This window comes from Kitasatospora sp. NPDC056138 (assembly GCF_042264695.1).
GTDB lineage: Bacteria > Actinomycetota > Actinomycetes > Streptomycetales > Streptomycetaceae > Kitasatospora.
Genome location: NZ_JBHJVK010000006.1, coordinates 136593 through 148139 on the forward strand (window position 1 = coordinate 136593; position 11547 = coordinate 148139).

7 protein-coding genes are annotated in these 11547 nt (G+C 75.2%); 3 read left to right on the forward strand and 4 right to left on the reverse strand.

Annotated elements, in window-relative coordinates:
• Positions 1-277: 277 nt before the first annotated feature.
• The 4 genes from ACFC1R_RS06775 to ACFC1R_RS06790 form a co-directional block, all read right to left on the reverse strand.
• On the reverse strand, positions 278-1135 hold the full coding sequence (locus ACFC1R_RS06775) for an oxaloacetate decarboxylase (RefSeq protein ID WP_375933846.1): 858 nt from the start codon (positions 1133-1135) through the stop codon (positions 278-280).
• Positions 1136-1817: 682 nt separating this feature from the next.
• A complete protein-coding gene (locus ACFC1R_RS06780) occupies positions 1818-2750 on the reverse strand; it encodes an NAD(P)H-binding protein (RefSeq protein ID WP_375933849.1) in 933 nt (310 codons plus the stop codon).
• 144 nt (positions 2751-2894) lie between these two features.
• The gene (locus ACFC1R_RS06785; protein WP_375933852.1) at positions 2895-7502 is read right to left on the reverse strand and encodes an HAD-IC family P-type ATPase; all 4608 of its coding nucleotides are present in this window, start codon (positions 7500-7502) and stop codon (positions 2895-2897) included.
• A gap of 171 nt (positions 7503-7673) precedes the next feature.
• Complete coding sequence (locus ACFC1R_RS06790; RefSeq protein ID WP_375933855.1) at positions 7674-8243, reverse strand: hypothetical protein; 570 nt, start codon at positions 8241-8243, stop codon at positions 7674-7676.
• Positions 8244-8822: 579 nt separating this feature from the next.
• On the opposite strand from ACFC1R_RS06790, the gene ACFC1R_RS06795 reads away from it, so the two are divergent.
• The 3 genes from ACFC1R_RS06795 (at position 8823) to ACFC1R_RS06805 (ending at position 11397) form a co-directional block, all read left to right on the forward strand.
• Positions 8823-9089: a hypothetical protein gene (locus tag ACFC1R_RS06795; protein WP_375933858.1), complete on the forward strand. Its 267-nt coding sequence runs from the start codon at positions 8823-8825 to the stop codon at positions 9087-9089.
• 173 nt (positions 9090-9262) lie between these two features.
• Positions 9263-10786 (forward strand): MFS transporter, encoded by a 1524-nt coding sequence (locus tag ACFC1R_RS06800; protein WP_375933861.1) that lies wholly within the window; start codon positions 9263-9265, stop codon positions 10784-10786.
• Positions 10786-11397 carry a TetR/AcrR family transcriptional regulator gene (locus ACFC1R_RS06805; protein ID WP_375933864.1) on the forward strand — a complete coding sequence of 204 codons (612 nt, stop codon included), beginning with the start codon at positions 10786-10788 and terminating at the stop codon, positions 11395-11397. The genes ACFC1R_RS06800 and ACFC1R_RS06805 overlap by 1 nt, the downstream gene beginning before the upstream one ends.
• Positions 11398-11547 lie beyond the last annotated feature (150 nt).

Genomic DNA, 11547 nt, shown 5'->3' on the forward strand with positions numbered 1-11547 from the left:
CCGGTGCGGCAGGCGCGTCGCATGAGCCGCCGGGTCCGGCCGCCGCCGGGGGGCCGTCCGGCCCGGCCCGGCACCCGGACGGCCCCGACGCCGCCTCGGGGTGCCGGAGGTCCGTCGCCCCACCTGATCGCCTCCGGGCGTTCCGGGTCGGATGTGACCCTCCGGCGGCCCGTCAGGATCATTCACCTCCCACCGGATCCACTCGCCTTCACCGGGCGGGGCCGGGTCCCGGCCCCGGTCGGACGACCGGAGCCGGGACCTGCGGCGGCCCGCCGGGTCACCCGGCCGGCGCCGCCACTCGGTGGCGCCGGCTGATGTTCTTCTCCAGCAGGGCGAGGGACTCGGCGACGCCGATGCTGTCGGTGGTGAACTCGGGCAGTCGGCCGTCGGTCTTCTTCAGATCGGTCAGGGCCTGGTCGATCGCGCTGTGGGCGGCGAACAGGCACGGCGTGCTGTAGATCGCCACGTCCACCCCCAGGTCGGTCAGTTCGGGCAGCGACAGGCGCGGTGACTTGCCGCCGGCGATCTGGTTGAACAGCAGGGGCTTGTCCCCGATGACGGCGCGGACCTTGCGGATCCAGTCCACGCTGCGGACGCCGTCGACCAGGATGACGTCGGCGTCGGTCGCGGCCAACACCTCGGCGCGGCGCAGGATCTCGCGTTCCTCGGTGGCGTCGGTGCGGGCGACGACGACCAGGTCGCGGCGCGCGGCCAGGACCATGTCGAGCTTCTCCAGGTAGGCCTCCAGCGGAAGGACCTGCTTGCCGTCGACGTGCCCGCAGCGGCGGGGGCGCTGCTGGTCCTCCAGGATCACCCCGGAGGCGCCGATGGCCTCCAGGTGCTGGACGACGTGGCAGGCGGTCTCGGGGTCGACGTACCCGTCGTCGATGTCCACCAGCAGGTGCTGGCGGGGGAAGGCCAGCCGGAGCCGCTGGACGAAGGCGACGATGTCGGGCCAGGCGATGTAGCCGATGTCCGGCAGGCCGTAGTACGAGGCGGCGAAGCCGAATCCGGAGACGAACATCCCGTCGTAGTGTTGGGCCGCCACGGAGGCGGAGAACATGTCGAAGACGCCGATCAGCGGGGTGGTGCCGCCTTCGGCGATGGCGTCGCGCAGCCGAATCGGATGATGCACAGGGTCCTCCGGCAGATGGTGATCGTGCCCGATGGGTTCCGCCGGGACGCCCTACCTGGCGTACCGGTCGCAGGTGTCGAAGGAGCGGCATGTGCCAGCCGCCGTCTTCTCCGCCCGCCATCCATTTAAGTAAAGGATTGGTCATGGAACAACCATCGCCTAGTAATGACACGAGAAGCGGATTCCCGCCATCCTGAGCCCCGGTGCCCACCGCGCCGACCAGGAGCGACCCCGCACGCGACCGGCACAACGCCGCACCCGTACGTCAGCGGCCGCACCGGCCACCGGCCGGTTCACGACCCGCGCCCTTGACAGCCCCGACCGCCCTGCCCACCGGTGGAACGATGACCCGTCAGACGCCCGGGCGGCCGGGGTCCCAGGGCCGCAGCCGGTCTCCCCCGTCGGGTCGGCGACCCGCGTGCCGGGCCCGTCCCGGCACGGACACCGTGGAACACCCCGGCCCCGGGCACCGTCCGCGTGCGCGTGCGCGTCCGATCGGTGTCCGCCTGGGCCGGGGTGCACACCGGCATCACCCTGTGCCCGGTGCCGTCGGAGAACGACCACGACCACGGCTCCGACGCCGCCGGTGAGACCGCCCGTCAGGCCGCCCGGGGCACGGTCGTGTTCCCGCAGCGGCCCGCTGCCGGACCGTCACCCGTCGGCCCGGATCCACACCGTCCGCCTACGCCGAACGGCCGCCGAGGCGGAGGCCGGGCGTGTTCCCGACGAGACCGTCGAAACCCGCCGGGGGACGGCCGAGCAGTTCGCCGACGTCGTCGGTGGCCCTGTCGTAGCGGTTCTGCCGGTGCAACCGGGCCATCGTGGCGATGTGGTCGAACACGTGGGGCGGCAGGTCCAGTCCCTTGAGATCCCGTTCGAGCCACTCGTCGTAGGGCACGTCGACGTACGTCACGGCGCGTCCCGACGCGGCGGCGAACTCGGCCGCGATGGCAGTCATGTCGCGCGACGCGGCGCCGGTCAGCTCGTAGACCCGGCCGGTGCGCGGGGACGGGTCGAGCAGCAGCCGGGTGACCACCTCCGCCACGTCCCGGGCGGAGACCGGTGAGGTCCGCGCGGAGCCGAACGGCAGCCGGATCGTCCCGTCCCGCATGATCGACGCCACCGCGAGCAGTCCGAAGAGCGGGTTCTCCATGAACACCGTGGGCCGGACGTGGGTGACCGGCAGCCCCGACCAGTCGAGCACCTTCTCGGCGAGCCAGTGCTGTCGCTGCTGATCGGACTCGGCGGTACTGCCGAGATCCATCTGCGAGACCGTCATCTGCGACATGTTCACCAGCAGTTCCAGGCCGCCGACCTCACGGGCGGCGGCGGCCACCGTGGTCGCGGCCTGAAGGTAGCCGGGTGACACGCTCATCCCGAAGTAGACCCGACGGCACCCGTCCAGAGCCGCCAGCACATCGGCACCACGCATGAGATCGCCCACCACCACCTCGACGCCCTCGACGCCCCGCAGGGCCGCGGCACGCTCGTCGTCGTGGTGCACGAGGGCCCGCACGGACGCCCCCCGCGCACCCAGCTCCTCGACGACCGTCCGGCCGACTCCCCCGACACCGCCACCGGCCCCCGTCACAAGGATCCGACTGACACTCGACACTGCCGCCTCCGATCAGTTGACGCCGCTTCCGGTTCACCCGACCCGCCGGAGACGGTCGCACCACCACTTGTGTGCCATCTGCTCAGGATCATGTATCGAAGCGGCGGCCCGGCCCGGAATGACCACGCCGTCGACGGCCGGCCGTCAGCGGACGACGGTCACTTCCGGGCGCAGCCGTGACCCGACGTCGGACAGCAGGCGTTCCACGGGCGGCACGATCCGCGGGCCCAGTGCGGCGACGCAGATGGCGGCGGCGACGCCCGTCCAGGCGACCGGGCCCAGGGGTGTGCAGCCGAAGAAGTGGCTGAGCACCGGTGTCTGGATCAGGCTGACGAGCGCGGCGGCCGAGCCGAGCACGGTGGCCAGCACCAGGGGGCTGTGGTGCCGCCCGATGACCGTCTGGGTGAGCTGGGCACCGACCACACCGCACAGCGCCATGGTGCTGGTGCGCCGGGTGGAACCCGGAGTGAGGGTGCCGATCAGCCACGCCGTGCCGGCGCCGAGCCCGGTGACCACACCGCGCTGGCGGATCTGACGGGTCAGCGGCTCGCCGAGTGCGGCGGTGCCCACCGGGCCCGCGCTCACCGGTGCGGCGGCCCCGGGCACCTCGGAGCCGGGTTCCGCAGCGGCTTCCCCGCTCCGGGGGGTCACCGCCACCGCCATCGCCGGGAACATGTCGGTGAGGAGGTTGACCAGCAGGAGCTGGCGGGTGGACAGCGGCGAGGCTCCGGACAGCACCGTGCCGAGCAGGGAGAATCCGACCTCCCCGGCGTTGCCGCCGATGAGGATGCTGATCGCGTCCGCCACGCTGCGCCACAGCGCCCTGCCCTCGGCCACGGCGTCGATCAGCACGGTCAGTTCGTCATTGGTGATCACCAGGTCCGCGGCGTTGCGGGCCGCCGCCGAGCCCCGCGCGGCGATGCCGACCCCGATGTCGGCGGCACGGATGGCGGCGGCGTCGTTCGAGCCGTCCCCGACCATGGCCACGACGTGTCCCGCGTCCTGGAGCGACTCGACGACCTGGAGCTTCTGCTCGGGCGCGACCCGGGCCACGACGCCGCACCCGCTCAGCAGGCGGGCCCGGCCGGCCCGGTCCGCCAGGGCCAGTTCGTCACCGGTGACCACGGTGGTGTCCTCGGGCCAGCCCAGGGCGGTGGCCACCGCGTGGGCGGTCTGCGGGTGGTCCCCGGTGAGCATGACGGGCCGGACGCCGGCCTGCCGCAGGGCCGCCACCAGCGGGGCCGAGCTGGCGCGCGGCGCGTCGGCCAGCGCCACGAACCCGACGAGCTCCAGCCCCCGGAGCGGCGCGCCGAGCACGTCGGCCGCGGGCCCGCCCGCCGATCTGCGCACCGCGACGGCCAGCACCCGCAGGCCCTGCCCGGCGAGGGAGCGGGCCGTCCCGGTGGCTCTGGGACTGGCGTCCGGGCAGCAGGGCAGCACGACCTCCGGCGCGCCCTTCACGACCAGCAGCCGTGCGCCGTCGGCGTCGGTGCCGACGGCGGAGGCGTATCCCCGGCTGGCTGCGAACGGCAGCGCGTCGGCCGGCGTCCACTCCGGTTCGGCCGGGGCCGCGGCGACGATGGCCTCGTCGGTGGCGTGGGCGTGGATTCCCGCCTCGTCCGCGATGTGCGGGCAGGCCCGGGCCGCGATCCGCAGCACCGCCGTCGCCTCGGGGGTGCCGGCCGGGTGGGTGGCGCCGCGCGCGGTGACGGTGCGGACCACGTGCAGACGGTTCTCGGTCAGGGTGCCGGTCTTGTCGAAGCAGATGGTGTCCATCCGGCCCAGCGCTTCGAGGGTGCGCGGTGTGCGCACCAGGATCCCGCGCCGGCTCAGCCGCCGGGCCGCCGCCAGCTGGGCGACCGTGGCCACCAGCGGGAGCCCTTCGGGCACCGCGGCCACCGCGACGGCCAGCCCGCCCCGGACGGACTCGCGCACCGGTTGGCCGCGCAGCAGCGACAGGGCGGTGACGGCGGCGCCGCCCGCGAGGGTGAGCGGCAGCGCCCGGTTCGTCAGCTCGCGCAGCCGCGCCTGTACGCCCGGTGCCGTCGGGACGCGCGACGCGAGGTGGGCCGCCCGTCCCGCCTCCGTCTCGTCCCCCGTCCCCACGACCACGGCGCGGGCGTGACCGGCCACCACCGTCGTCCCCTCGAACACCATGCAGTGGCGGTCCGCCACGGCCGCCTGCGGTGTGGCGTCCAGCTGCTTGCCGGTCGGCAGCGACTCGCCGGTCAGCGAGGACTCGTCCACCTCAAGGCCGTCGACCTCCAGCAGCCGGGCGTCGGCCGGCACGACGTCGCCGGTGTAGAGCTCGATCACCTCACCGGGTGTCAGCCGCGCGGCCTCGACGGTGGTCGACTCTCCGCGGCCGCCGTCCGCGACGCGCCGGGCCTTCTGGCGCTGGCCCACGGCCAGGGTGGACAGGGCGCGTTCGGCGCGCAGCCGCTGCACTCCTCCCACCACCGCGTTCACACCCATCGCGCCGGTGACCAGCAGCGCGTCGACGGTGGAACCCAGCAGGGCGGAGGCGATCGCACCGACCATGAGCACCGGGGTGAGGGGGTCGTCGAGTTCGGCTCGTGCGGCGGCGAGCAGACCGAGCGTCAGCCGGGCCGGGGTGAAGACCGGCAGCAGGACGGCCCGGTCCACGGCCCGGCCGAGCGCCTGACGCACGGCCGTCGTCGCGTCGGGCACGGTGGTCCCGGCGGCCCTCAGCCGGGACAGCGCCTCGCGGGGCTGCAGGGCGTGCCACGGCACCCGCGGCCGCGGGTGCGGCGTGCTGCGGGCACTTACGTGCAGTGCGGCCGACCAGCCCGAGGCGAGGGAGGCGACGGCGGCGGCGTTGACCGGGCCGAGCCGGAACGCGGCGGGGAGGGCCGTCTGGTGCGGCCGGGTCCCCCGGGTGACGACCAGCAGCCCGGACAGCGCTGCACCCGCCTGGGCGAAGGTCTTCGCGTTCCGGCTGACGGCCCGCGCGGCGGGCACCGCGGCCAGCAGCCGCCAGGCGCCTTCCAGCCCGTTCAGCGCCAGTACGTCGGCGCCCCACACCACGGCGCTCCGGTCGTCGGTCAGCGAGACGGCCACATCGCTGTGCAGCAGTCCCGCGAGGATCTCGCCGGCCTGCCCGCCCGGACGCCGTCCCGTCGCCGCGTCCGGCACCCGCGCCACCGTCAGCACCACCCGGCCGGTGTCCTGCAGGCCGCGCACCACATCGGCCAACGGCCGGTCGGACTCGACGCGTTCGTCGGCCAGCGCGCCGAAGTCGCCGAGCGAGCCGTCGCCCACCACCACGACGTGCAGGCCGGCCCGGCGGGCCGCGTCCAGCGCGGCCTCCGCCAGCGGGTCGAGCTCCCATCCGACGAGCACGGTGCCGAGGTCCCGGCCGGGCAGCGACGCGATCATCAGCCCCGTCTCCGGGGCACCCCGACCGGGCACCGGTCGCAGCCGGATCGACGGTTCACCGTCCCGGTCCGCCTCCGCCGTGCGCGGGCCCAGCGCGGCGGCCGCGGCGCGCCACAGCCGGTCGTGGTCCCAGTCGGTCACGCTGGTGTTCGCGTCCAGCACCGTCCGCCGGGTACTGCGCAGCGCCTCGGCGTGCAGGACCACGGTGTCGACGACCTCCAGCTGCCGCAGCCGCTCGGCGTCGCGCACCAGGACGCCGTCCCTGGCCAGGGCGGTGCCCAGCGCCGCGGTGAAGGCCGCCGGGCCGTACCGGGCGGCCTTCGGGGTGCCGGCCAGCACCGCCTCGGCCGCCTCCTGGACGTCGCGGGTGAACAGCAGGGTCGCGGCGGCGCCGACCAGGCTGGTGGTGACCGCCTGGTCCCCGTACGCGTCGCTCGGGTACGGGCGCAGCGCCGGACGGGTGACCTCTGCCCCGGCCAGGCTCAACCGGCCGGGCCGGCAGACGGCGTCGTGCGCGACGTCGAACGCCGCGGCGCAGGCGAACGCCTCCGTCAGCTGGCCGACCCGCAGCGCCGCGTCCACCGCCAAGGCGATCGGCGACTGCCCGATGCCGTGGGCGGCCGCGTTGGCCGCGGCCAGCACCAGGTCGGCGCCGGGGGCGCCCAGCCTGCGCCGCAGGGCCCCCCGTACCCGCGAGTCCTCGCGCGCCAGGGTGACCACGGCGGTGGCCAGCCGTGGTACCCCGCTCACCTGGGCCGTCCGCGCGCCGACCGCGGCGGCGAGGCCGGCCAGGTCGCAGGCCAGGGCGAGTGCGCCGGACCGCACGCCGCCGGGATGGCCCGGATGCACGCGCTCCAGGACCTCCTCGTCCGGCCGCGCCAGCCCCTGCCGGGCGGCCAGCTCGGCCGCCTTGTCCACCACCCGGTCGGTGATCGCGTCCTCGGTCATCTGGACGACCAGCCGCGCCAGGCCACCGTCCCAGTAGGCGGTCACCACGTCCGGATGCTCCGCCAGGGCGACCGCCACCCGCTTGGCCGCGGCCTCCATCCGGCGCGCGTTCAGCGCTGCGGAGCCCTGGTCCGGCTGCAACGGAAGGTGCACCCTGGACCCGGCCCGCCAGTAGCCCCGGCCCGGTGTGACGGCGTTCCGGGCGACTCGGCTCACCCGCACCGCGGCGGTCGACAGCGCCTCGGCACCGTGTGCGGTGGTGCGCGCACCGGCGCTCGCGACGTCGGCCGCGGCCCGGACGGCGATGCCGGCCGGTGGGAGGACGCGGCGGGCCAGCCCGGTCGGCACCGTCAGTGCGAGGTCGAGCCCCACCGCGGGCAGGCGTGTCAACAGGCTCAGAACCATGTCTCACCTTCACGGGTGGTCTTGCCCGGGCGCTCTCGCACGGACGGTCTTGCACCGGTGCTCTCACGCGGGCGGTCCCGCACGGGCGGTGGTCCCGCACGGGCGGTCCCGCCACCGGGAGCACGGGGTCCGGCGGCCGCCCCTGCGGTGCGGCCGGGCGCGGTGGCCCGCTCAGGAGTCCCGCCCGCCGCCGGAGGCGGGGGACGACGCGGTGCGGCGCGATCCTGCCGCCCGACGTCCGGTCGCCGAAGCCGTGGTGCGGCTCTTCGGGGCCTTGGCCGTCGCCGCCTTGCGCGTGGCGGGCTTCGTCGTCCTGGCCGCCTTCGCGGCCGGCTTCGTCTTCGGCCGGTCCGCACGGGCCTTGGCAGCCGCGGGCTTCCGGGCGGCCGACCGGGCCTCGGCGGTGTCGCCCTCGCGGTCCGCGGCCTTGGGGCGCGCCGGTGTCTTGGGCCGGTCCGCACCGGCCTTGACGGCCGCGGGCCTGCGAGCGGTCGACGGGGCCTTCGCGGTGCCGCTGTCGCGGTCCGCGCCCTTGGGGCGCGCCTGCGTCAGCCACACCACCGCCGCGCCCGCCGCCACCACCGGCCACTCGACCACGCCCGCCGCGCCCAGCAGGCCGGCACCCGCGTAGACGGCGACGCGCCGTGCGTGCGGTGACACCACTCCGACCGTGTCCAGCACCCCGTCGAAGACCTCTCTGACCATGGCGGCGCCGGGGACGTGGCGCACCGCCGACGTCATCGCCTCGACCGGATGCGGCCGGGTCGGCGGTTCCGCCGGGTCCGCCGGGTCCGCCGGGTCCGCCGGGGATGAGGATGCACCGGCGCTGTCGCTCATGAGTTCTCCGATCGCCACGGGACGGGGCGCGCCGCACGTCAGGTACCGGCCCGCCACTTCTTGACCTCGTGTAATCCAAATCTCGTTGACAAGTTATCGCAATCCGGACAATTCTCGACTTGCGTCAATACCTCGTCGGAAGAGACGTCCGCGCGAGCGGGTTGCCCGGTTCCGATCCGGAGCGGTCGCCGCAGCGCGCGTCCCGGCGGTTGCGGGCGCCTTCCCGCCGTACCGGGGCCGTCGGCCCCGATCTCGACGACACCCGCGCGTGTCCCGGCCGCCAGGAGGTGAGGGAGATGAGTCCCCGGCCGAATCCGGAGCCCGTTTCCCGGGCACTCCCACCCGTCACCGCCTGATCACGGCAGCCGCACCCGCTGACGGCACCCCACCGCCCCCGCCACGCACCGCCGGGCTCGGGGTGGAGCACGTCGGCCGTACGCCCGGCCGCATCCGATCGACCCGACCCGCACAGGAGATCCGACCGTGCGCATCGAACTGACCTGGCCCCGCTCCCACTCCGCCGAATGGACGCTGGCCGTCCCGGTTCCCGAGGTTCCCGCCGTCGACCTGCTGCGCCCCGCGCTGCGGCGGGTGCAGCAGTCCGCCCCCGGCCTCCTGCGGCAGGCCCTCGCCCACGCGGAGCCGGTGGCGAGCAGCGCCGCCGGCGCCGCCGGCGCGGGCGCGCTCGTGCGGCTGACGCTGCCGTTCGCCGTCCGGCTGGTCCAGCAGTCGCTCGACCCGCGCGGATAACTGCTCCCGCCGCCGGCCCGACCGGCAGGCACCCGGCAGCCCCTCGCCCGCCACGGCCCCGCACCCGGCCGTGGCGGGCGTCGTCACGCCACGGGGGACCCATCGCACTGGCACTTGTCATCAAGTGATGACAACATATGAAGACATCACTTGATGACATAGCGGAGGTCCCCATGGCGTCAGCGCCGACCCAGCACCCGTCGCGACAACGTGCCCTGGTACCGGTCCTGGTCTACCTGGGCATGGTGGTGGCGGTGATCAGCAGTCTCGGCGCCCCGCTGGTACCGAGGATCGCCGCAGCCGACCACGTCTCGCTCTCCGACGCCCAGTGGTCGCTGACCATCACCATGCTGGTGGGCGCCGTCGCCACCCCCACCGTCGGACGGCTCGGTGACGGACCCCGGCGGCGGGCGGTGATCCTCGGCTCGGTGGCCGTCGTGCTCGTCGGCAGCGTGCTGGCGGCGCTGCCGCTCGGCTTCGGCTTCCTCCTCGTGGGACGGGCCCTGCAGGGCGCCGGCCTCGGCCTCACCCCGCTGGCCATCGCCACCGCCTGGGAGAGCCTCCCCGCAGAGCGCTCGCGCCCGGCGGTGGCGCTGCTGTCGATCACCACCGTGGCCGGGGTCGGTCTGGGCTACCCGCTGACCGGGCTGATCACCGAGTCCCTCGGCCTCCACGCCGGGTTCTGGTTCGGCGCGATCATCAGCGCCGTCGCCCTGGCCGCCGCCGCGTTCGTCCTCCCGCCGACCGGCCACCTCGGGGCGAAGCCGCTGGACGCACCGGGCGCCCTGCTGCTCGGCGCCGCGCTCGCCTGCCTGCTGCTGGTGCTCAGCGAGGGCGAGGCCTGGGGCTGGACCTCACCGGGCCTGCTCGGCCTGGCGGTGGGCGCGCTCGTCCTGCTCGCCTGGTGGACGGTGCACGAGCTGCGGACCGCACATCCGCTGGTGAACCTGCGGCTGGCCCGGAACCGGGTGGTGCTGACCGCCAACGTGACCGGCCTGGTCGCGGGCGTCGGGATGTACCTGCTGATGTCACTGGTGACGCGCTTCGTGCAGACCCCGGCCTCGGCCGGCTACGGCTTCGGCGCCTCGGTGGTCGTCACGGGCCTGGTCCTGCTGCCCTTCTCGGTCGCCAGCGTCGCCTCCAGCAAGCTGGTGCCGGTGCTGGCCCGGCGGACCTCGATGCGGCTGGTGCTGCCGCTGGGCTGCGTCGTCTCGCTGCTGGCGATGCTGACCTTCGCGTTCGCGCGCGACAGCCTCTGGCAGCTCTTCCTCGTGATGGGGATCGCCGGACTCGGCGTCGGCTGCACCTTCGCCGTCATGCCCGGGCTCATCGTCAGCTCGGTTCCCGCCCACGAGACCGGAAGCGCCATAAGCTTCAACCAGGTCCTGCGCTATGTCGGTTACGCCGTCGGCAGCGCGCTGAGCGCGTCGGTGCTCCAGGCGCACACCGCCGCCGGGCACGTGCTGCCGTCCGGCGACGGCTACGGGACCGCCGCCGCGATCGGCTGTGCGGTGTTCGTGGCCGCCGCGGTGGTGGCCGTCGTCCTGCTCCGGCGGGGTGGCAGCGCGGCGGCGAGCGGTCCGGGCGGAGACGAGGAGTTGTTGGTGGAGGAGAGCATCGCCGACGCGGCGACGGACGAGAACGGGGTGCTCGCGCACCCGGCGCGGGCGGCCGCGGGCGACCGGGGGCCCCGCTGATGTCCGGGCGGCCCGCACCCGCCGAGCAGCCGGCCGCGCCCAGGCGCCGCCGCGACGCCGGCCGCAGCCGCGAGCTGCTGTTCGACGCCGCGCAGAAGCTCTTCGCCGAGCGCGGCTTCGACCGCACCACCACCCGGGAGATCGGCGAGCACGCCGGGGTGGACCCGGCGCTGATCGCCCGCTACTTCGGCGGGAAGACCCAGCTCTACATCGCCACGATGCAGGCCCAGCTCGGCGACGGCGCACCCGCCGACCTGCTGGACGAGGACCGGCTGCGCGGCCTGCTGGAGGGGATGGCGCAGCGCGGCCCGGGACCGGTGGTCCGGGCCGCCGTCATGCCGCACGACGACCCCGCCGTCCAGGAGGCCGCCCGTGCACAGCTGTACGGGCGGCTGGTCACCCCGCTGCACGACCGGCTCACCCGGGACGGCGTGCCGCAGCCGCGCCTGCGGGCCGAGCTCGCGGTGGCGGCCGTCTCCGGCGTCCTGCTCGCCCGCAGCGCCGGCGCACTCACCGAGCTCGCCGCGGCCGAACCGGAGCAACTCCTCGACCTCGTCCGGAGGGTGGTCGACGCCACCCTCCCGCCGGAGCAGGACACCCCGGCATCCTGAGCAGCCACCGGTCGGCCCCGGACCCGCCACGGGGTCCGGGGCCGACTCGTGTCCGGGCCGACTCGTGTCCGGGTGGAGCAGCGGTACCGGACGCACCCCACCGGCGGTTCAGGACCGCCGGCGCACCGGGGCCGGACACCCTGCACTCAC

Coding starts and splice junctions, on each gene's coding strand:
- ACFC1R_RS06785 (WP_375933852.1), bottom strand. CDS start 7,502: ATGGTTCTGAGCCTGTTGACACGCCTGCCCGCGGTGGGGCTCGACCTC.
- ACFC1R_RS06790 (WP_375933855.1), bottom strand. CDS start 8,243: ATGACGTCGGCGGTGCGCCACGTCCCCGGCGCCGCCATGGTCAGAGAG.
- ACFC1R_RS06800 (WP_375933861.1), top strand. CDS start 9,263: ATGGCGTCAGCGCCGACCCAGCACCCGTCGCGACAACGTGCCCTGGTA.
- ACFC1R_RS06805 (WP_375933864.1), top strand. CDS start 10,786: ATGTCCGGGCGGCCCGCACCCGCCGAGCAGCCGGCCGCGCCCAGGCGC.